This is a genomic window from Micromonospora sp. NPDC003241 (genome assembly GCF_053589795.1).
Genome location: NZ_JBSFSO010000019.1, coordinates 61,715 through 82,668 on the forward strand (window position 1 = coordinate 61,715; position 20,954 = coordinate 82,668).

Below are 20,954 nucleotides of genomic sequence, written 5' to 3' on the forward strand. Positions count from 1 at the left end.
CCATGGCCTTCCGTTCGATCCCCGTCCGCCGTGCCCTGGCGCTCATCGTCGCCGCCGGGCTCGGCCTGCTCACCATCTCCGCACCACCGGTGTCCGCCGACCCGGCCCCGAACCGGGACGAGCAGCCGGCCGCCGTGCCCTACCGGGTGCTCGGGCCGAAGACGCTCGCCGACCGCAACGCGATCGCCGGCACCGGTGCCGCGATCGACTACTCCGAACACGGCGTGCTGCACGTCTCGGCGACCCGCGCCGAGGCCGCCGCGATCAGCCGCCTCGGGTTCCGGCTGGAGGCTATCGCCGCCCTGCCCACCGATCGGGGCGCGACGGACGGGCAGGTCGGCGCGTTGGCCTTCCCGCCGGCCGACGCGAACTACCACGACTACGCGGAGATGACCGCCGTGGTCAACCAGGTCGTCGCGGACCACCCGTCGATCGCCCGCAAGGTCAGCATCGGCAGCTCGTACGAGGGCCGGGACCTGGTGGCGGTGAAGATCTCCGACAACGTCGCCACCGACGAGAACGAGCCGGAGATCCTCTTCAACGCCCAGCAGCACGCCCGCGAGCACCTGACCGTCGAGATGGCGATCTATCTGCTCAACCTCTTCACCGACAACTACGGCTCCGACTCCCGGATCACCAGCCTGGTCAACAACCGGGAGATCTGGATCGTGCCGACCGTCAACCCCGACGGCAGCGAGTACGACATCGCCACCGGCTCCTACCGGTCCTGGCGGAAGAACCGGCAACCCAACAGCGGCTCGTCGTACGTCGGCACCGACCTGAACCGCAACTGGAGCTACAACTTCGGGTGCTGCGGCGGCTCGTCCGGCTCGACCTCCTCGGACACCTACCGGGGCCCGTCGGCGTTCTCCGCTCCCGAGACGCAGGCGCTGCGCAACTTCGTCAACAGCCGGGTGGTCGGCGGGGTGCAGCAGATCAAGGCCAACATCGACTTCCACACCTACTCCGAGCTGGTGCTCTGGCCGTACGGTTACACGACCAGCAACACCGCCACCGGGATGAACGCCGACCAGTACAACACCTTCGCGACCATCGGCCAGCAGATGGCGGCGACCAACGGCTTCACCCCGCAGCAGTCCAGCGACCTGTACATCACCGACGGCAGCAGCATCGACTGGATGTGGGCGACGCACGGCATCTGGGCGTACACCTTCGAGCTGTATCCGGGCTCGGCCTCCGGCGGCGGCTTCTACCCGCCCGACGAGGTCATCCCGGCGCAGACCTCGCGCAACCGGGAGGCGGTGCTGATCCTCTCCGAGTACGCCGACTGCCCCTACCGGGCCATCGGCAAGCAGTCGCAGTACTGCGGCGGTGGCAGCGGGACCACGGTCTGGTCGGACACCTTCGAGACCGCGACCGGCTGGACGATCAACCCCAACGGCACCGACACGGCCACCTCGGGGCAGTGGGAGCGGGGCGCCGCGCAGGCCACCAACTCCAGCGGCGCCAAGCAGCTCACCCCGTTCGCCGGTAGCAACGACCTGGTCACCGGCCGGTTGGCCGGCAGCGCCGCCGGAGACTACGACGTGGACGGCGGCGTGACCAGCGCCCGGTCCCCGGCGGTCACCCTGCCGTCCAGCGGTACGTTGACCCTGTCGCTGGCCTGGTACCTGGCACACGGATCCAACTCGTCGTCGGCCGACTACCTGCGGGTCAGCGTGGTGCACAACGGCGGCACCACGGCACTGCTGACCCAGGCCGGTGCGGCGAGCAACCGCAACGGCGCCTGGACCCAGGCCAACCTCAACCTCACCCCGTACGCGGGACAGTCCGTCCGGATCCTGGTGGAGGCCGCCGACGCGTCGACGGCCAGCCTGGTCGAGGCGGCTGTGGACAACGTCACCATCACCGCCTCCTGAAATCGGCGGGGCCCCGCCACACCCCCTCGCGCGGGGCCCCGTCCCAGGGGCCAAACGGACAACAGCGAACTAGACGGGCTGCCGGTGGCCGCTCGTGACCGGGACCGCGACCTGCTCAGCGGGGTCGCGGTCCCGCCGTGCGCTACCGTCGTACCGACCCGCCGCAGCGAAGCCGGTGCGAAACCGGCGCTGTCCCGCAACTGTGATGCCCCGAAGCCGGGGACGAGTCAGGTCGCCTGGGGCGCGTCGCGATCCGCGCTCTCGAGGAAGGGCGCCTCGCGGACGGGTCGCTCCGGCTCCTGTCGGCGAAGCAGCACTCCTCGACCGACAGGAGGACCGATGTTCAGCCGTACCCCCCGGGTCTTCGCCGCGACTCTCGCGGTGGCCGCGCTCGCCCTCGGCGCCTGCGCCGAGACCAGCAGCGAGACACCCAGCACCGGCGAGCGCCCGAGTGGCGCCGCCTTCCCCGTCACCGTCGGGTCGTTGACCCTGGAGCAGCGTCCCGAGAAGATCGTCTCGCTCTCCGCGACCGCCACCGAGATGCTCTTCGCCATCGGTGCCGGGCCGCAGGTCACCGCCGTGGACGACCAGTCGAACCACCCGGCCGACGCGCCGAAGACGGACCTCTCCGGTTACCAGCCGAACGCCGAGGCGGTCGCCGCGAAGAACCCCGACCTGGTGGTGCTCAGCGACGATCGCAACAAGATCGTCGACCAGCTCACCACACTGAAGATCCCGGTCTACCTGACCCCGGCGGCGCAGACCCTGGACGACTCGTACCGGCAGATCACCGAGCTGGGCACGCTCACCGGTAACGCCGACGCGGCGGGCGACGTGGTGCAGCGGATGAAGGACGACATCACGAAGATCGTCGCCGAGGTGCCGCAGCGGGTCCAGGCGCCCACCTACTTCCACGAGCTGGGGCCGGAGCTGTACACCGCCACCAGCAAGACCTTCATCGGCTCGATCTATGCCCTCGCCGGGCTGGAGAACATCGCCGACGCGGCGGACGCCGACGGCAAGAACGGCGGCTACCCGCAGCTCTCCCAGGAAGTGATCGTCCAGGCCAACCCGGACTTCGTCTTCCTCTCCGACGTGAAGTGCTGCCAGCAGAGCGCCGCGACGGTCAAGGCGCGCAGCGGCTGGTCCGGCATCGAGGCGGTCAAGAACGACCAGATCGTCGAGCTGGACGACGACGTCGCCTCGCGCTGGGGCCCGCGTGTGGTGGACCTGCTCCGCACCATCGTGGACGCCACCAGCAAGGTTGCCGAGTGACCGACGTCAGGCGTTAGCAGGGGACCCTTCCTATGCACCAGGCGTTAGCAAGGGACCCTTCCTTACCGGTCGTCGCCCGGCCGGCGGGCCTGCGGAAACGCTGGCTCGCCATCGGCGTGCTCGCCGTCTTCGTCGCCCTGGTGGCCGGCGTCTCGCTCGGGCCGGTCAGCCTGCCGCCCGGCAGTGTCGCGATCGAACTGCTCAACCTGCTGCCCGGGGTACGCCTGGAGAGTGGGCTGACCGAGCGCGAGATCGCCATCGTCACCGAGTTGCGGCTGCCCCGGGTGGTGCTGGGTCTGCTGGTCGGTGGACTGCTGGCCCTGGCCGGTGGCGCCTACCAGGGTGTGTTCCGCAACCCGCTGGCCGACCCGTACCTGCTCGGTGTGGCCGCCGGGGCGGGCCTCGCGGTCACCGTCGTGCTGACCCTGGGCACCGCGACCGGCGGTGCGCTCAGCGGGCTGCCGCTCACCATCCCGCTGGCCGCCTTCGTCGGCTCGCTCGGTGCGGTCGCCATGACGTACCTGCTCGGGGTGGCCGGCGGACGCAGTCGTTCGCCGGCCACGCTGATCCTGGCCGGGGTGGCCGTCTCCGCGTTCCTCTCCGCCGGGCAGACGTACCTGCTGCAACGCAACGCGGACAGCATCCAGGAGGTGTACTCCTGGCTGCTCGGGCGGCTGGCCACCGCCGGTTGGCACGACGTCCGGCTGGTGCTGCCGTACTTCCTGCTCACCAGCCTGGTCATCCTGCTGCACCGGCGGGAGTTGGACGTGCTCTCGGTGGGTGACGACGAGGCGGCCGGGCTCGGCCTGCACCCGCAACGCTCCCGGTACCTGCTGATCGCCGCCGCCTCGCTGGGCACCGCCGCCGCGGTGTCCGCCTCCGGCCTGATCGGCTTCGTCGGGATCATCGTGCCGCACACCGTGCGGCTGCTCGCCGGATCGAGTTACCGGGTCATCCTGCCGCTGTCGTTGCTGTTCGGCGGCGCCTTCCTGGCCCTGACCGACGTGGCGGCCCGGACCGCCGCCGCGCCACAGGAGATCCCGATCGGGGTGGTCACCGCGCTGCTCGGCGGTCCCTTCTTCGTGTTGATCCTGCGGACCGCCCGACGGGTGCTGACATGACCGCGCCCGACGCGTCCGGGGCCGCCGCCGTGCGGGTGCGAGACCTGCGGATCAGCCTGGACGGCACGCCGATCCTGGGCGGCGTCGACCTGACCGTCCAGCCTGGCGAGTGGGTCACCGTGATCGGTCCCAACGGCGCCGGCAAGTCGACCCTGTTGCGGGCCGTCGGCGGCTTGCTCGCCGCGCCGGGCGCCGTCCACCTCTTCGGTACGCCGCTGAGCGCCCTGCGCCGCCGCGAACGGGCCCGGGTGGTGGCGACCGTGGCCCAGTCCCCGGTCGTACCGCCCGGAATGGCGGTGCTGGACTACGTCCTGCTCGGACGTACCCCGTACATCCCGCCGCTGGGCCGGGAGTCCGCCGCCGACCTGGCCGTGGTGCACGAGGTGCTCGGCCGGCTGGACCTGGCCGGCTTCCAGGGCCGGGAACTGGCCACCCTCTCCGGCGGTGAGCGGCAGCGGGTCTTCCTGGCCCGCGCGCTGGCACAGGGCGCCACCCTGCTGCTGCTCGACGAGCCGACCAGTGCGCTGGACATCGGTCACCAGCAGGAGGTCCTGGAACTCGTCGACCAGCTGCGCCGTACGCACGGCCTGACCGTGCTGGCCACCATGCACGATCTCTCCATCGCCGGCGAGTACGCCGACCGCATGGTGCTGCTGGCCGACGGCCGGATCGTCGCCGAGGGCACCCCGACCGAGGTGCTCACCGAGGAGATGCTCGCCCGCTACTACCGGGCCCACGTCACGGTCGTCCCCGGCCCCCACGGCCCCCTGGTCCTCCCCACCCGCCCCCGCTGACGGGTGGGGGTGGGAGCGGGTCAGGAGGTCAGGGCGATGAGGGAGAAGAGCGCGCCGTGCGGGTCGCGTAGGGCGGTGACGCGGCCGGCGGGAATGTCCCGGGGCGGGACGAGGATGGTGCCGCCCAGCTCGGCGGCGCGGGCGGCGGTGGCGTCGGCGTCGGCGACCGAGAAGTACAGCGTCCAGTACGCCGGTGAGTCGGCCGGGAACTCCGCACCCACCGGCGGCATCATCCCGGCCACCAGGCGGTCACCCAGGCGCCAACCGGTGTAGGCGACCTGCCCCATCGGCTCCTCCTCGGGCTGCCACCCGAAGACCAGCTCGTAGAAGACCCGTGCCCCGTCCGGGTCGGGGGTGACCAGTTCGGTCCAGCACATCGCGCCCGGCACGTCGAAGACGTCGGCCCCGGCGAAGGTCATCGGCTGCCACACGCTGAACGCGGCACCGGCCGGGTCGCTGAACACCGCCATCCGACCCCGGTCGAACACCTCGAACGGGGGTACCACCACCTGCCCGCCGGCCCGCTCCACCCGGCCCGCGACCAGGTCGGCGTCGTCGGTGGCGACGTACGTCGACCAGATCGGCACCTGGTCCGGTACGGCCGGCGGCCCCACACCGGCCACCGGTCGCCCACCGAGCAGGAAGACCGTGTAACCGCCCGCCTCCGGTTCGGGATCGACCCGACCGGTCCAGCCGAACAGCTCGGGATAGAACCGTCGGGCCGCGTCCAGCTCAGGGGTGGCCAGATCGGCCCAGCAGGGGGTGCCCGGCGCGACGTCGACCACTCCCCGCCCCTCTCGGCTCGGGGCGCTCGACGCTCGACCGCCCTCACCGGCATCGTGGCACCGCCCGGCCGCCGCCCGAGGGAAACGGCCGGAACGTCAACTGAACCGGCGACCCTCGTCCCGCCGGTACGCCCACGCCCCGATCGCGGCCAGCGCCACCACCCAGACCCCGAGCATGACCAGCGACAACGTGCTGACCTGGAAGTCGCCGACGGCCGCCCACATCAGCTCCACCGCGCCCCGGGTGGGCAGGAACGGCGCGATCGCCTCGATGAAGCCGGGCGCGTCACCGGGGGAGGAGAGCAGCCCACCGCCGAAGGCCATCGGAAAGAAGACGACCTGGGCCACCACGATCGCCGCCTTGCTCGGCAGTGAGTACCCGATGGCGAGCCCCAGCAGGGTGAACGGCACCGCGATCACGGCCACGGTGGCCAGCGCCAGCAGGAACCGGAGCGGGGTGATCTCGGCCGCCGTCAACGTCGCGGCGATCACCACCAACGGGATGAGCGACAGGTAGGTGATCAGCAGTCCGGCCAGCACGCGGCCGGCGAAGCGTGGTCCGGGCCCGACGGGCAGGGTCCGGGTGTACGGGTCCCAGGGCTGTTGGCGATCCTCGGCGACGCCCATGCCGTACTGGAAGATGTTGGCGCTCATCACCGAGAAGGTGACCATCGAGGCGGTGGCGAAGGTGGCGCCGACCGGGTCGTCGCCGGCCCACGGCACGACGAAGAAGAGCATCGCGACGGCGGGGAAGAAGGCGCTGCCGAAGAGCGCGATCGGGATGCGGACCGTCTCCAGCAGTTGGTAACGCGCGTGGGTCAGGGCGAGTGGCACGGCAGGCACTTCCTCAGACGGGGGTCGGCTCGGTGTCGGCGGTGGTGATGGCGAGGAACGCCTCCTCCAGCGAGGTCGGCCGTACCTCCAGGTCGCGGAAGTCGACGCCGCTGGTTACCAGGTCCCGGACGAGCTGGTCGGCGTCGGCGGTGAGCAGGTGCGTCCGGCCGTCGACGTGTTCGGTGCGGGCCACCCCGGGCAGCGTGGGCAGCGCGTCGGTGGTCAGGCTGACCCGGCGTACGCCGACCACGGCCCGGACGGCGTCGACGCTGTCGTCGGCGAGTACCCGACCGTGCCCGATCACCACGATCCGTCGCGCCAACGCCTCCACCTCCTCCAGGTAGTGGCTGCTCAGCAACACTGTGCCGCCGTCGGCGTGAAAGGAGCGGATGGCTTCCCACAGGGTGTGTCGGGCCTCCACGTCCAGCCCGGTGGTCGGCTCGTCGAGCACCACCAGCCGGGGGCGACCGACGAAGGCCAGTGCCACGGCCAGCCGCCGTTTCTGGCCACCGGACAACCCGCCGCTCTGCCGCTTGACCTGGGCGGTGAGGCCGAACCGGTCGAGCAGTTCACCCCGGGGCACCGGGTCCGGGTAGTGGGCGGAGACGAAGTCGATCACCTCGCCGACGCGCAGGGTGGCGGGCAGCCCGGTCTCCTGCGGCGTCACACCGATCCGTTGGCGGTTCGCCGCGTCCCGGGGGTCGCCGCCGAACAGCTCCACCCGGCCCGAGGTCGGCCGGCGCAACCCGACCAGCAGGTTGAGCAGGGTGCTCTTGCCGGCACCGTTCGGCCCGAGCAGACCGACCAGTTCGCCCGCGCGAACCTCCAGGTCGACCCGGTCCAGCGCGAGGACTTCGCCGTAGCGGCGGCTGACCTGGTCGGCGCGGGCGAGAATCACGGGAGGCTCCTTCCACGTTGCTCCGTGTACAACGGTCTATCGGGTCGGTGCCACCGCGCAATCAGCCGAGTGGGGCGGGAAGTGGCGCGACGTGCACCACCGAGAGCCGGGACACCGCCCGGGTGAGCACCACGTACAGGCGGTGCAGGCCACGCGGTTCGGCCGCCACGATGGCGGCCGGTTCGGCGACGACCACGTGGTCGTACTCCAGACCCTTGACGGTGGTGGCCGGCATGACCCAGACCCGCGTACCCGCCGTCGGTTCGTCGACGGTGGCCGTCTCGATCCCCGCCGCCGCCAGCGCCGCGCGCAGCCCGGGCACCGCGCCGTCGGCGGCGATCACCGCGATCGACCCCTCGTGCGCGAGCGCCGCGCGCACCTCGGCCACCGTCGCCTCGGCCAGCTCGGTCACGGTACGCACCGTCAGCGTGCCGTCGTGGCGTAGCGACTCGGCCGGCGGTACGTCGACGGCGAGCGCCGGCAGCAGCCGGTTGGCGAAGGCGAGCACCTCCGCCGGTACCCGGAAGCCGACCGTCAACGGCACCACCGTGGCGTCCGGCTTGCCCAGGTGCCGCAGGGTCTCCCGCCAGTCGGTGGCGGCCCACGGCGCGGTCGCCTGGGCCAGGTCGCCGAGGAGGGTGAGTGAACCGTGCTCGCTGCGCCGGGCGATCACCCGGCACTGCATCGCAGAGAGGTCCTGTGCCTCGTCGATGACCACGTGCCCGAAGCCGGTCGGCCGCTCGATCAGCCCGGCCGCCTCGTCGATCAGGACGGCGTCGGCGGCGGTCCACCGGGTGGCCTTCGGCGTACGGGCCAGCTTCCCGGCGGTGAGCAGGGCCTGCTCGTCGCCGGTGAGCAGACCCTGCGCCGCCGCCGCGAGCCGGGCCGGGTCGCCGAGCAGGGCGTGCACCAGCCCTTCCGGGGTGAGCGCGGGCCAGACCGCGTCCAGGAACGTGGTGACCGGCGTCGAGCGGCCCGTCCGGCGTAGCCAGGCGTCGCTGGGCGACTCCGCCCGCCGGGCCTCGGCCTGCCGTTGCAGCAGCCCGACCACCCGGGCGCGGATCCGTTCCCGGCCGACGGCGTACGGCAGCCCTTCCGCGCGGGTCTCGTGGACCAGCCGGTGCAGCGGCTCCAACCCGATCCGCCAGCGGTACGAGCCGTCGGAGACGGTCATCGCCTCGGTCGGCTCGCCCACGTACGCGTCGACGGCCCGGCGCAGCACCTCGGCCATCCGGGCGTCGTGTTTGATCCTCGCCACCTCCGGCGGTTCCACCGCGCGCACCGCCACCCGGTCGACCAGGTCCTCGACGGTGGCCTGCGCGACCTCCACCTCACCGAGGGCGGGCAGCACCGCCGCGATGTACCCGAGGAAGGCCCGGTTCGGGCCGACGACCAGCACCTTCGACCGGCGCAGCCGCTCCCGGTGCAGATAGAGCAGGTACGCGGCGCGGTGCAACCCGACCGCAGTCTTCCCGGTGCCGGGCGCGCCCTGTACGCAGATCGAGTCGGCCAGGTCGGCGCGGACCAGCTCGTCCTGCTCCGGCTGGATGGTGGCGACGATGTCGCGCATCGGCCCGATCCGGGGGCGTTCGATCTCGGCGGTGAGGATCCGGCTGGCGGTGCCGAGTTCCTCGCCACGGTCGAGGTGCTCGTCCTCGAAGCTGGTCAGCACGCCGTCGCCGAAGCCGAACCGGCGGCGGACGGCGAGCCCCTGCGGGTCGCGGGCGCTGGCCCGGTAGAACGACCGCGACACCGGGGCCCGCCAGTCCAGCACCAGCGGTTCGCCCTGCTCGTCGGTGACGTGCCGGCGGCCGACGTGGTAGCGCCGCCCAGCGTGCTCGGCGTCGGCGTCACCGAAGTCGAGCCGACCGAAGAACAGCGGCGTCCGTGGGTCGTCGGCCAGTTCGGCCACCCGACGGGCGAGGTGCCGCCCGAGCTGCTCGGCGGTGTACGAGTCACCGGCCACCGTGTCGCCGGTGGCGAAGAGCGCCTCGGCGCGTTCGCGCATCCGGTGCAGTGCGGCTCGGGACCGGGTCAGGTGCGCTCGTTCGGCAGTCAGCTCGTCGTCGAGGCCGGACGGCGGCGGGTGCGGGGTCTGTGGGGCGTGCAGGCTCATCCACGTGCTCCTTGACGGGGAGGAAGGCTGCCGCTCGCGTGTCCGACCACGGGTCGGCGCGGGACGTCCGCTCCGGTGCTACTCACCTCGGCCGTCGGGCGGAAACGGCCAGCCTACTCCCCGACGGGCGGGCGGCAACCGGTTTACCGCGCCCCACCCCAGCCGGGGTCGGTGCAAGGAGGGGTCCCCTACTAACGCCGCGTGTAGTACAGGGGTCCCCTCCTAACAAACGGACGCATCACGCATCTCACGCCGCGCGGCCGGGTCCGGGGCTGGGGCTGGGCTGGTCGGGAGTGCGGGGTTGGCCACTTCCGGGGCGGCTCGCTGAGCCGATCAGGGAGGGCGGCGATACGGTCGGGGCATGGTCGAGCGCGTCGCCCGCCCCCGGGTCGGGCACATCCAGTTCCTCAACTGCCTTCCCATCTATTGGGGGCTGATGCGCTCGGGCGCGCTGCTCGACGTCGACCTGCACAAGGATTCGCCGGATCGGCTCAGCGCCGCGCTGGTCTCCGGTGACCTGGACATCGGGCCGATCACCCAGGTCGAGTACCTGCGGCACGCCGACGAGCTGCTGCTCCTGCCGGACCTGGCGGTCGGCAGCGACGGCCCGGTGCTGTCGGTCAACCTGGTCAGCACCCGCCCGTTGGCCGACCTCGACGGGGCCCGGATCGCGCTCGGATCCACCTCGCGGACCGGTGTGCTGCTCGCCCGGCTGCTGCTCCGCGAGCGGTACGGCGTCGACCCGGAGTATTTCCGGTGCCCACCGGACCTGACCCAGATGCTGCTGGAGGCCGACGCCGCGGTGCTGATCGGCGACGTGGCGCTGCGGGCCATGTACGAAGCGCCCCGGCAGGGGCTGACCGTGACCGACCTGGGGCTTGCCTGGCGGGAGTGGACCGGGCTGCCGATGGTCTTCGCCGTCTGGGCGGTCCGCCGTGACTTCGCCGCCGCCCATCCCGGCCTGGTCAAGGAGGTACACGAGGCGTTCCTGCGCTCGCGTGACCTGTGCCTGGCCGAGCTGGACCAGGTGGCCGAGTCGGCGGCCCGTTGGGAGCCCTTCGACGCGGCCACCCTCGCCGAGTACTTCCGGGCCCTGGACTTCTCGCTCGGCGAGCGTCAGGTCGCCGGGCTCCGGGAGTTCGCCCGCCGGGCCGCCGAGATCGGCGAAGCCCCCGCGCTGCCGGCCGGCGGACCGGCCTTCTTCACCCGCTGACCGCACCCCGAACCGACGGCAGCGCGGCCGTCGAGCCACCGCCGCACGTCGCCGCCGGCACTGCGGTCGGCCGCTGACCGCCCCGCACCCTCAGGTACGCGTCAGCAGCGCCTCGGTGATCTCCTGGCAGTTGTCCATGCCGTACTCGTAGCCCTTGCTGATGGGGTAACGGAGCATCACGCCCATCGTCCAGGTGTCGCCGACCGCCAGGCAGTTGACGTGGATCTCCTGCTCCCGGGTGCGGTCCACCCAGCCGTTCTTGATGGCGATCTGCTTCGCCTCGTCGGCCGGGAACGCCTTACGGATACCGAAGTCGCCGGCACCGCGTACCAGGCGCATCTCCTTGAGCAGCCACTTGGTCCACTCGGGGCCGGCGGCCCGACCGTCGGCGATGCAGTTGCCCAGCCGGGCGGTGTCGCGGGGCGACAGCTCGGTGCGGCTCCAGCCGAGGTCACTGGAGACCTTGCTGTCGGTCAGGTCGCAGACCGACAGCAGCCGCTTGATCGACGCGGCCCGCCCGATCTGGGTGTAGAGCTGCTCGGTCCGGGTGTTGTCGCTGTCCCGGATGATCCTGGTCAGGTCGTCGAGCTTCGCGTCGCTCGGCGTCTGTCCCGCGTTCGCGGTGCGGCGCAGGTAGTCGGCGACGACCCAGGACTTGATCAGCGAGGCGGTGGTGTTGGTCTCGTCCATGTTGTCCGAGCCGATGATCTCGCCCGAGCGGCGGTCCAGCACGCTCCAGCCGTACCAGCCGTCGATGTCCAGGTCGAGCTGCTTCGCCGCGAACGGCAGCGGCTCGGGCTCCGGCGACGGGCTGGGCGAGGGCGATGGTCGCGTGTGGCGGTCGGTGAGCGAGCCGTCGCGGGACACCGGCGGCTCGGCCCGACCCCACTCGGCGGCGGCGCGGGACTCGAAGGGCGAGCCGGGAAGCAGACGCAGGGAGACCAGCACCAGGCCGAGCAGGACGCAGGCGATCGCGACGAGCCGTAGCGGGGATGTTCCGCCCTCCCGGTCGCGCTTGCGGGCGGCCATCAGAGCTTCCCGACCGGCTGCTGCGGGACCTTGAGCGCGCCACCGGGCTGCGGGGTCACCAACTGGGCGGCGACGGTGGCGCAGACGTCGGCCCCGTAGTCGAGCTTTTCAGCGATCGAATAGCGAAGCATGACGGCCAGACTCCACTTCTCCGTGACCGCGAGGCAGTTGACGTGCCAGTTGCGGTCGTAATAGAGGCGGGTCCAGCCGTTCTTCATGCCGACCGGGCCCTGACTGGTGATCGACTCAGGTAGGCCATCGATGATGCCCCACCGGCCGCCGCCCCAACCCTCTTCCTCGTGCTGGTCCTTGTCGGCGGTGGTGCCGCGCACCTTGCTCATCTCGGAGAGCACCCATTCGGTCCACTTCGGGCCGGCTGCCCGGCCGTCGGCGATGCAGTCGCCGAGTCGGACCGCGTCGCGCGGGGACATCCTGGTGAAGCTCCACCAGCCCTCGTACCCCTTGATGTTGCCCCGCTTGGTGTCGGTGAGGTCGCAGATGCTGATCGCGCGCTTGATCACCGGGCCGGGTTGGCCGCCGGCCGGCACCGCGTACGAGCCGCCGGCCTGCCGGTAGACGACGTTCGTCGATGAGTCGTCGCTGTCCCGGATGGCCCGGCTGGCCGCCTTCTTGAACGCCGCCGGCGGCTCCTCGTCGCCGAGTTGGCGCAGGTAGTCGGCGACGATCCAGGCCTTGATCATCGACTCGGTGGAGCTGGTCGCGGCCATGTTCTTCGAGCCGGAGATCTTGCCCGACTCGCGGTCCATCAGCGCCCACGAGAAGAACTCGCCCTCGAAGTTCACCGAGACCTTGCCTGCGGCGAGGGTCGGCGGCGGCGGTGGCGCGGGCGGCGGGGCCGCGACGCTCTCCTGGGCGGCGTTCGCTTCGTCGCCGCTGAGTCGGGCGTACGCGGCCGGCACCAGCATGACGCCGCCGAGCAGCACCGCCGTGACGGCGAACACCATGATCACGCGAGATCGCATGAGCGGGTGAGCTCCAGATGTCAGGGCCGGGGGACCGGCTTGTTGCCAGGACTGACCGGTGTGGATCGCTTGCGGGGCGGGGGAGGTGCCCCATCGGCTCGCGATCGTCCTGCACCGATCGGTGTGACCTGCGAAGTCTACGTCCGGATTCGCATGACGCCAGGATCCGACACCGGTCAACTCGCCGCGAAGGCGGGATAAGAACCCGCTACGCGGCTGTTGCGAGGATTTGCCGCTCGTTTGTGACCCAGTTCATAGTCACGGGCGCTACCCGTGGCGTGCGCCTGGTAACGCTCGGGTATCTCGTATTTCTATGACACCCCTCTGGTGTCGCAAGTTGCAAGCTGTAACACTGAGTCCATGTATGGCAATGACTTCCCGGGCGAGGACCCGCCCGGCGGCCTGCTCGGCGAGGTCGAGGCGGCGGAGGCGGCACTGCGGGCCGCGGCGGAACGGGGGCGGGCGGACGCCGATCCCGGAACGGACCTGGCGGCGTACTTCACCGCCGTGGTCGACGCCGACCAGAAGATCGAGCCGCGCGACTGGATGCCGGAGGCGTACCGGCGGACGTTGATCCGGCAGATCGCCCAGCACGCGCACTCCGAGATCATCGGCATGCAGCCGGAGGGCAACTGGATCAGCCGGGCCCCGTCGCTCAAGCGCAAGGCGATCCTGCTCGCCAAGGTGCAGGACGAGGCCGGCCACGGGCTCTACCTCTACGCCGCCGCCGAGACCCTCGGGGTGAGCCGGGACGAGCTGGTCCAGCTCCTGCTGGACGGCCGGCAGAAGTACAGCTCGATCTTCAACTACCCGACTCTGACCTGGGCCGACGTCGGCGCCATCGGATGGCTGGTGGACGGCGCGGCGATCGTCAACCAGGTGCCGCTGTGCCGCTGCTCCTACGGCCCGTACGCCCGCGCCATGATCCGGGTCTGCAAGGAGGAGTCGTTCCACCAGCGCCAGGGCTACGAGATCCTGCACGTGCTGGCGCACGGCACCCCGGCCCAGCGCGCGATGGCGCAGGACGCGGTGGACCGCTGGTGGTACCCGTCGCTGGCCATGTTCGGCCCGCCGGACGGCGACTCCACCCACTCCGCCCAGTCGATGGCCTGGAAGATCAAGCGTTTCTCCAACGACGAGTTGCGGCAGCGCTTCGTGGACATGTGTGTCGGCCAGGCGGAGTCGCTCGGGCTTACCCTCCCCGACCCGGACCTGCGCTGGAACGAGGAGCGGCAGGCGTACGACTACACCCAGCCCGACTACGCCGAGCTGATGCGAGTGATCAAGGGCAACGGGCCGTGCAACCGGGAGCGGATGGCGCACCGGCGCCAGGCGCACACCGACGGCGCGTGGGTGCGCGAGGCAGCCGAGGCGTACGCGGCCAAGCGGCGCACCAAAGAAAAGGTGGCAGCGTGAGCGCGAGGAGTGAGCCGATCTTGCGAGCCCCGCAGTCGCGAGCCAGGGGGGTGCTGTGAGCGCGAGGAGTGAGCCGATCTTGCAAGCCCCGCAGTCGCGAACCGAGGTGACCCGGTGACGGCGAGGGAATCCGCACCGCTCTGGGAGGTCTTCGTGCGGGCCCGGCGGGGGCTGTCGCACACGCACGTGGGCAGCCTGCACGCGCCCGACGCCGAGCTGGCCCTGCGTAACGCCCGGGACCTCTACACCCGCCGCCAGGAGGGGGTGTCGATCTGGGTGGTGCCGGCCGGGGCGATCACCGCCTCCAGCCCGGACGAGAAGGACGCCTTCTTCGACCCGGCCGCCGACAAGGTCTACCGCCACCCCACCTTCTACGAGGTGCCGGACGGGGTGGCGCACCTGTGAACGGTCCCTTCGCCTTCACCCTGGCGCTCGGCGACGACGCGTTGATCGCGGCGCAGCGGCTCGCCGAGTGGACCACCCGGGCCCCGGAGATGGAGGAGGACATCGCGCTGGCCAACATCGCCCTCGACCAGCTCGGCGCGGCCCGGCTGCTGCTGACGTACGCGGGCGAGCTGGAGGGCGCGGGCCGGGACGAGGACGCGCTGGCGTACCTGCGCGACGACCGGGAGTTCCGCAACTGTCTGCTGGTCGAGCTGCCGAACGGCGACTTCGCGGTGACCATGGCGAAGCTGCTCGTGCTGTCGGCATACCAGCTTCCGCTCTACACCGCGTTGGCCGGCTGCTCCGACGAGCGGCTGGCCGCGATCGGCGGCAAGGCCCGCAAGGAGTCCGCCTACCACCTGGACCACGCCGCGCTCTGGGTGAAGCGGCTCGGTGACGGCACCGCCGAGTCGCACCGGCGGATGCAGGCCGGGATCGACCAGATCTGGCCGTACGCCGACGAGCTGTTCAGCCCCTGGCCGGATGCCCCGGTCGACCCGGCCACCCTGCGGGACGAGGTCGGCCGTACGGTCGCCGAGGTGCTCGCCGAGGCGACCCTCATCGTGCCGGAGTCGGCCTGGGCACCGGCCGGCGGGCGGGACGGCGTGCACACCGAACACCTGTCGTACCTGCTCGCCGAGGCGCAGGTGTTGCACCGGGCCCACCCCGGGGCGCGCTGGTGAGCGCGGACGGGCCGTCGCGATGACCGATCCGCGCGTGGCCGTCGCGTCGGTGGTGGACCCCGAGATCCGGGTGCTCACCATCGACGACCTCGGCATCCTGCGCGCGGTGGAGGAGGACCCGGCGACCGGCCGCGTCGTGGTGACCATCACCCCCACGTACACCGGCTGCCCGGCGATGGACGTCATCCGGGCCGACATCCGGCGTGCGCTGGCCGCCGCCGGGCACCCGGACGCCGAGGTGCGTACGGTCCACAGCCCGGCCTGGAGCACCGACTGGATCAGTGACGCCGGACGGGCCAAGCTGGCCGCCGCCGGCATCGCCCCACCGCAGGCGGCATCCCGCGACGGCGTGGTCCCGCTGACCCTCGCCGTGCGCTGCCCGCGCTGCGGTTCACCGGAGACCGAGCAGCTCAGCCGCTTCGGCTCCACCGCGTGCAAGGCGCTGTGGCGCTGTCGCGCCTGTTCCGAACCCTTCGACCATGTGAAGGCGCTGTGACTGTCACCATCACCCGTCCGGTCCGCCGTCGCCCGGTGTTCCACCCGTTGCCCGTCGTCGCGGTGGACCGGCTCACCTCCGACGCCGTCGCGATCACCTTCGACGTGCCCGAGGAGTTGCGCGGGACCTTCGCCTTCCAGGCTGGGCAGCACCTCACCGTACGGCTGCCCGCCGACGTGGGCGGGGGTGCCGGCCAGGACGTGCGCCGGTCGTACTCGATCTGCTCCACGCCGCAGGACCTGGCCCGGCACGGGCGGCTGCGGATCGGCGTGCGGGAGATCCCCGGTGGTGCGTTCTCGGCGTACGCGTGCGGGGTGCTGCGGCGCGGCGACACCGTCGAGGTGCTGCCGCCGCTGGGGCACTTCGGCACCGCGTTCGCCCCGGACCGGGTCCGCCGCTACGGCGCGGTGGTCGCCGGGTCCGGCATCACGCCGGTGCTGTCGCTGGTCGCCACCGCCCTGGCCGTCGAGCCGGCCAGCACCTTCACCCTGGTGTACGGCAACCGCACGGCCAACTCGGTGATGTTCGCCGAGGAGTTGGCCGACCTGAAGGACCGCTACCCGACCCGGTTGCACCTGGTGCACGTGCTGTCCCGGGAGGAGACCGAGTCGCCGTTGCTCTCCGGCCGGATCGACGCCGCGCGGCTGGGCCGGTTGCTGGACACCGTGGTACCCGGCGACGCGATCGAGGAGTGGTTCCTCTGTGGCCCGTACGGGCTCGTGGTGGACGCCAAGGCGGTGCTCGTCGGGCGGGGCGTCGTCGAGTCGGCGGTGCACACCGAGCTGTTCCACGTCGACGCGCCACCGGATCCGGTCCGCCGCCCGGGCGACGAGCCGGGCACCGGCACCGAGGTCACCATCCTGCTCGACGGTCGGTCGTCGCGTTTCACCATGCGCCGTGACGAGCGGGTCCTGGACGCGGCGTTGAAGGTCCGCAGCGAGTTGCCGTACGCCTGCAAGGGCGGCGTCTGCTCGACCTGCCGCGCGAAGGTGGTCTCCGGCCAGGTCGAGATGGCCCGCAACTATGCGCTGGAGCCCGACGAGGTGGCCGCCGGTTACGTGCTGACCTGCCAGTCCAGCCCGGTGACCGACACCGTCACCGTCGACTACGACGCCTGACCTCCACCCGCCTCACCCGCTCGGTCGGAAGATCGCCGATCGGGATCTGAACATGCGCGGGCTTCGCACCGTCTGTGTCGCCGAGGGATGAACGAGAGCATCGTCCGGTTCTCGATGGCTGGACCGACTTGGTCCGCTTCGGAGGAGCGCTGATGCGGCCATCCCGGCCAGTTCCGGCTTCACAGTCAGAAAGGAAGCCATGCGCAAATTCACCTCGGTGGTGGTTGCCGCAGCCATGGCGTTCATCGCCATGGAGGCGGTCGTCGGTGCACCTGCCCGCGCCGCAGCCCCCCAGGAGTACGTGGCACTCGGCGACTCGTACGCCTCCGGCGTCGGGGCCTTCCCGTACGACTCGGCCAGTGGCGCATGTCTGCGCAGTCCGAGGAGCTACCCGAGGTTGCTGGCCTCCAGCGTCGGCGGGTACACGCTCAAGGACGTCACGTGCAGCGGTGCCACCATGGCCGACGTGCGGAGCAAGCAGCTCTCCGCGCTGAGCAGCAACACCGCGCTGGTCAGCATCACGGTGGGCGGCAACGACGCGCAGTTCTCCTCGGTGGCGACGGGCTGTCTCACCGAGAGCGAGTGGTACTGCGAGACCGCCACCATGTACTCCTCGTACTACGCCCGTAACCAGATGGTGGGCGAGCTCGCCGGCCTCTACGGCGAGATCAAGCGCCGGGCGCCCAAGGCGAAGGTGGTCGTGCTCGGCTACCCGAGGCTGGTCGCCCCGACCGGCTCCTGCGGCGCGATCAGCCCCAGTGCCGCCAAGCGCACCTTCATGAACGGCAACGCCGACGCGGTGGCCGAGGGCACCCGCGCGGCGGCGAGCCGGGCCGGCGTCACCTTCGTCGACATGCGTCCGGTGCTCGCCGGGTACGAGGCGTGCAGCCCCAAGCCGTTCATCCACGGGGTCAACCTGACCCGCCTCACCGAGACCTTCCACCCGAATGCGGAAGGGCACGCCGCGTACACCATGTTGCTGGCGGCGTACCGCTCCTGATCCGACCAGGTCGAGGCCCGACGGGGCCGTTCGTGTCCCGAGGGACGCGGGCGGCCCCGCGTCATCGGCGCACCCCAGACCGGATCTTGGTACGACACCGCCCTTCCGTACCAAGATCCGCTCTGCGGCGGGCGCCGGTCCGATCTTGGTCACAGGGTGGCCGGGCCTGGGGGCGGTCGGTGGGAGTCGCGACGTAGGCTCGGTGGCGTGACGACGAGCCGGGAGATCGACGACATCCTGCAGCGTGGCGCGGACGGTGGGCGGATCACGCCCGAGGAGGCGCTGCTGCTCTACACCGAGGCGCCCTTCCACGCGCTGGGCGAGGCCGCGGACGCGGTACGCCGTCGGCGGTACCCGGACAACATCGTCACGTACCTGATCGACCGCAACATCAACTACACCAACGTCTGTGTGACGGCGTGCAAGTTCTGCGCCTTCTACCGGGCTCCCAAGCACAGCGAGGGGTGGACCCACCCCACCGAGGAGATCCTGCGCCGCTGCGGCGAGGCGGTCGAGCTGGGCGCGACCCAGGTCATGCTCCAGGGCGGCCACCACCCGGACTACGGGGTGGAGTACTACGAGGAGCTGTTCTCCTCGGTCAAGAAGGCGTACCCGCAGCTCGCCATCCACTCGATCGGCCCGAGCGAGATCCTGCACATGGCCAAGGTCTCCGGCGTCAGCCTGGACGAGGCCATCGCCCGGATCAAGGCCGCCGGACTGGACTCGATCGCCGGTGCCGGCGCCGAGATGCTTCCGGAGCGCCCGCGCAAGGCGATCGCGCCGCTGAAGGAGTCGGGCGAGCGCTGGCTGGAGGTCATGGAGCTGGCGCACCGGCAGGGCGTCGAGTCGACCGCGACGATGATGATGGGCACCGGCGAGACGGCCGCCGAGCGGATCGAGCACCTACGGATGATCCGCGACGTGCAGGACCGCACCCAGGGCTTCCGGTCCTTCATCCCGTGGACGTACCAGCCGGAGAACAACCACCTCAAGGGCCGGACCCAGGCGACCACGCTGGAGTACCTGCGCCTGGTGGCGGTGGCCCGGCTGTTCTTCGAGACCGTGCCGCACCTGCAGGCGTCCTGGTTGACCACCGGCAAGGACGTGGGGCAGCTCGCGCTGCACATGGGCGTGGACGACCTGGGCTCGATCATGCTGGAGGAGAACGTCATCTCCTCGGCGGGTGCCCGGCACCGGTCCAACCTGCACGAGCTGATCGGGATGATCCGCTCCGCCGACCGGATCCCGGCGCAACGGGACACGCTCTACGGGCGACTGGCCGTGCACCACACCCCCGCCGACGACCCCACCGACGAGCGGGTGGTGTCGCACTTCTCGTCGATCGCGCTGCCCGGCGGCGGTGCCGGTCGCTCCCTGCCGCTGGTCGAAGCGAACTGAGTCTCCCCAAGGTCACGAGTGGTCCCCGGAAAGGTCACGGTTCGCCAACGGTGCCGACGCTCGGCTGATCACCCGAACGGCTCGCCCCGCCCATCCAACCGGCTCGAAGCGTAGTGCCGGAGCGGCGCGGGGGCGCGCTCCCTCGGGCAACAAGAGCCATCAATCCGGACAAACCTTAAATGACCATTAGCTGAGCAGCTTGTGGCGGGTGTGATCCGGGGTGGCGCGTGTGATCGCCGACGGCTAACGTCCCCGGCCGTACGCTTCTCACCACTCCACGGGGGAGACCCTTCAATGATCTTCCGTACTCGCCGTGCCGCGAGTCTGGCCACGGCCGCGCTGCTCGCCTCGGGCGCGGTTGCCGCGTTCGGTGCGCCGGCCCACGCCGCCGGCACCGAGACCGATCTGGCGATCACCTCGGCCGGCACCAAGGTCACCGACGGTGCCTGGGGCAAGGTCGCCTGGGCCAAGGTCGCCAATCAGGGCAAGAACACCCCGAGCAAGGTTTCCCTCAAGGTCGACGCCTCCAAGGTGGACGAGAGCAAGCTCTGGTTCGTGACGTTCACCGAGGGCGGGTGCACGACCGACAGCGACCCGACCCTGTTCGTCTGCGAGCTGGGCAAGACCGAGATCCCCGGCCCCGGCGAGACCATCGAGCTGCCGCTCCTCATGATCAAGCCCGATGGAACGGCCACCGGGCCGTACAAGGCCCCGGTCACCATCACCGTCGAGTCGCCGGACGACACCGACGACAGCAACAACAGCGTCACCTTCGACGTCGAGGTGACCCCGGAGAGCGGCGTCGACCTGGGCGTCATCGTCCCGGACGTGAAGACCAGCTTCGACTTCGAGACCGGCAAGGAGGGCAAGAAGCTGCACCCCGGCGACACCGCCCTCGTCTACGGCGAGGTCGCCAACCAGGGAGACCTGGTCGCACAGGGCCTCAAGCTGACCTACAAGCTGCCCGAGCACGTCAGCCTGGCCTTCCCGATCGACGGCTGCAAGACCGGCGCCGAGCGCACCGTGGTCTGCGAGGACAAGGACTTCCTGCTCGAGCAGGACAGCGTGCTGATCCTCCCGCTGCCGGTCGTGGTGGACGAGGACGTGAAGGCGCCGGTGGCCCTCAAGGACGGCTGGTTGAAGGCGGAGGCCCACGGCGCGTTGCCGCCCGGTGCCCGGATCAGCAAGCAGGCGACCGTCCCGGACTTCGACCGGGCCGAGGTCCGGGAGATCGAGGACACCGAGTTCGCCGACATCGACCCGTCGGACAACAGCGACGACTTCGCCGTGATCGTCGCGGCCACCGGTAACGGTGGCGGTGGCGGTGGCCTGCCGGTCACCGGTGTGCAGGCCGGCGCGATCGGCGCCGTCGGCGCGGGCGTCGTGCTCGCCGGTGCGGCCATGTTCCTGGTGTCCCGTCGTCGCCGGGTGGTCCTGGTGGCTCCGGGGGACGAGAAGACCAACTCCTGAG

The 20,954-nt window shown here is 71.2% G+C and carries 19 protein-coding genes and 1 riboswitch; of the genes, 13 read left to right on the top strand and 6 right to left on the bottom strand.

Going from position 1 to position 20,954, the window contains the following annotated elements:
* The first annotated feature begins 2 nt into the window (after positions 1-2).
* From ACWDVW_RS17275 to ACWDVW_RS17290, 4 genes are all read left to right on the top strand, one after another.
* Complete coding sequence (locus ACWDVW_RS17275; RefSeq protein ID WP_449949678.1) at positions 3-1,880, top strand: M14 family zinc carboxypeptidase; 1,878 nt, start codon at positions 3-5, stop codon at positions 1,878-1,880.
* A gap of 171 nt (positions 1,881-2,051) precedes the next feature.
* Positions 2,052-2,112, top strand: a riboswitch (cobalamin riboswitch).
* A gap of 107 nt (positions 2,113-2,219) precedes the next feature.
* Positions 2,220-3,155: an ABC transporter substrate-binding protein gene (locus ACWDVW_RS17280; RefSeq protein ID WP_449949680.1), complete on the top strand. Its 936-nt coding sequence runs from the start codon at positions 2,220-2,222 to the stop codon at positions 3,153-3,155.
* 32 nt (positions 3,156-3,187) lie between these two features.
* On the top strand, positions 3,188-4,276 hold the full coding sequence (locus tag ACWDVW_RS17285) for a FecCD family ABC transporter permease (RefSeq protein WP_449949683.1): 1,089 nt from the start codon (positions 3,188-3,190) through the stop codon (positions 4,274-4,276).
* Positions 4,273-5,070 (top strand): ABC transporter ATP-binding protein, encoded by a 798-nt coding sequence (locus tag ACWDVW_RS17290; protein WP_449949685.1) that lies wholly within the window; start codon positions 4,273-4,275, stop codon positions 5,068-5,070. Before ACWDVW_RS17285 ends, ACWDVW_RS17290 begins: the two co-directional genes overlap by 4 nt.
* A gap of 20 nt (positions 5,071-5,090) precedes the next feature.
* Here ACWDVW_RS17290 and ACWDVW_RS17295 read toward each other — a convergent pair whose 3' ends face one another.
* The 4 genes from ACWDVW_RS17295 to ACWDVW_RS17310 form a co-directional block, all read right to left on the bottom strand.
* Entirely contained in the window at positions 5,091-5,855 is a 765-nt protein-coding gene (locus ACWDVW_RS17295; protein ID WP_449949688.1) for a VOC family protein, read from the bottom strand.
* 96 nt (positions 5,856-5,951) lie between these two features.
* Positions 5,952-6,689, bottom strand: coding sequence for an ABC transporter permease (locus tag ACWDVW_RS17300; protein WP_449949690.1), 738 nt, complete (start codon positions 6,687-6,689; stop codon positions 5,952-5,954).
* A gap of 13 nt (positions 6,690-6,702) precedes the next feature.
* Entirely contained in the window at positions 6,703-7,587 is an 885-nt protein-coding gene (locus tag ACWDVW_RS17305; protein ID WP_449949693.1) for an ABC transporter ATP-binding protein, read from the bottom strand.
* Between the two features lie 61 nt (positions 7,588-7,648).
* The gene (locus ACWDVW_RS17310; RefSeq protein ID WP_449949696.1) at positions 7,649-9,703 is read right to left on the bottom strand and encodes a HelD family protein; all 2,055 of its coding nucleotides are present in this window, start codon (positions 9,701-9,703) and stop codon (positions 7,649-7,651) included.
* 361 nt (positions 9,704-10,064) lie between these two features.
* Between ACWDVW_RS17310 and ACWDVW_RS17315 the strand changes: the two genes are divergently transcribed.
* Complete coding sequence (locus ACWDVW_RS17315) at positions 10,065-10,916, top strand: menaquinone biosynthetic enzyme MqnA/MqnD family protein (RefSeq protein WP_449949698.1); 852 nt, start codon at positions 10,065-10,067, stop codon at positions 10,914-10,916.
* Positions 10,917-11,006: 90 nt separating this feature from the next.
* Here the strand turns inward: ACWDVW_RS17315 and ACWDVW_RS17320 are convergent, their stop codons facing one another.
* Both ACWDVW_RS17320 and ACWDVW_RS17325 read right to left on the bottom strand, forming a co-directional pair.
* Positions 11,007-11,945: a serine hydrolase gene (locus tag ACWDVW_RS17320; protein ID WP_449949701.1), complete on the bottom strand. Its 939-nt coding sequence runs from the start codon at positions 11,943-11,945 to the stop codon at positions 11,007-11,009.
* Positions 11,945-12,928 (bottom strand): hypothetical protein, encoded by a 984-nt coding sequence (locus ACWDVW_RS17325; protein ID WP_449949704.1) that lies wholly within the window; start codon positions 12,926-12,928, stop codon positions 11,945-11,947. Before ACWDVW_RS17325 ends, ACWDVW_RS17320 begins: the two co-directional genes overlap by 1 nt.
* A gap of 360 nt (positions 12,929-13,288) precedes the next feature.
* Between ACWDVW_RS17325 and paaA the strand changes: the two genes are divergently transcribed.
* The 8 genes from paaA to ACWDVW_RS17365 all read left to right on the top strand — a co-directional run bounded on the left by paaA (position 13,289) and on the right by ACWDVW_RS17365 (position 20,953).
* Positions 13,289-14,344: a 1,2-phenylacetyl-CoA epoxidase subunit PaaA gene (paaA, locus tag ACWDVW_RS17330; protein ID WP_449949706.1), complete on the top strand. Its 1,056-nt coding sequence runs from the start codon at positions 13,289-13,291 to the stop codon at positions 14,342-14,344.
* Between the two features lie 114 nt (positions 14,345-14,458).
* Entirely contained in the window at positions 14,459-14,749 is a 291-nt protein-coding gene (gene paaB / locus ACWDVW_RS17335; RefSeq protein WP_449949709.1) for a 1,2-phenylacetyl-CoA epoxidase subunit PaaB, read from the top strand.
* Positions 14,746-15,471, top strand: a complete 726-nt coding sequence (gene paaC / locus ACWDVW_RS17340; RefSeq protein ID WP_449949711.1) for a 1,2-phenylacetyl-CoA epoxidase subunit PaaC — start codon at positions 14,746-14,748, stop codon at positions 15,469-15,471. Before paaB ends, paaC begins: the two co-directional genes overlap by 4 nt.
* Positions 15,472-15,490: 19 nt before the next feature.
* Positions 15,491-15,967 carry a 1,2-phenylacetyl-CoA epoxidase subunit PaaD gene (gene paaD, locus ACWDVW_RS17345; RefSeq protein WP_449949713.1) on the top strand — a complete coding sequence of 159 codons (477 nt, stop codon included), beginning with the start codon at positions 15,491-15,493 and terminating at the stop codon, positions 15,965-15,967.
* On the top strand, positions 15,964-17,085 hold the full coding sequence (gene paaE / locus ACWDVW_RS17350; protein ID WP_449949715.1) for a 1,2-phenylacetyl-CoA epoxidase subunit PaaE: 1,122 nt from the start codon (positions 15,964-15,966) through the stop codon (positions 17,083-17,085). The genes paaD and paaE overlap by 4 nt, the downstream gene beginning before the upstream one ends.
* A gap of 199 nt (positions 17,086-17,284) precedes the next feature.
* Positions 17,285-18,085, top strand: a complete 801-nt coding sequence (locus ACWDVW_RS17355) for an SGNH/GDSL hydrolase family protein (protein ID WP_449949718.1) — start codon at positions 17,285-17,287, stop codon at positions 18,083-18,085.
* A gap of 207 nt (positions 18,086-18,292) precedes the next feature.
* Entirely contained in the window at positions 18,293-19,483 is a 1,191-nt protein-coding gene (mqnC, locus tag ACWDVW_RS17360) for a cyclic dehypoxanthinyl futalosine synthase (protein ID WP_449949721.1), read from the top strand.
* 294 nt (positions 19,484-19,777) lie between these two features.
* Positions 19,778-20,953, top strand: a complete 1,176-nt coding sequence (locus ACWDVW_RS17365) for an LPXTG cell wall anchor domain-containing protein (protein WP_449949724.1) — start codon at positions 19,778-19,780, stop codon at positions 20,951-20,953.
* The last annotated feature ends 1 nt before the right edge of the window (position 20,954 follow it).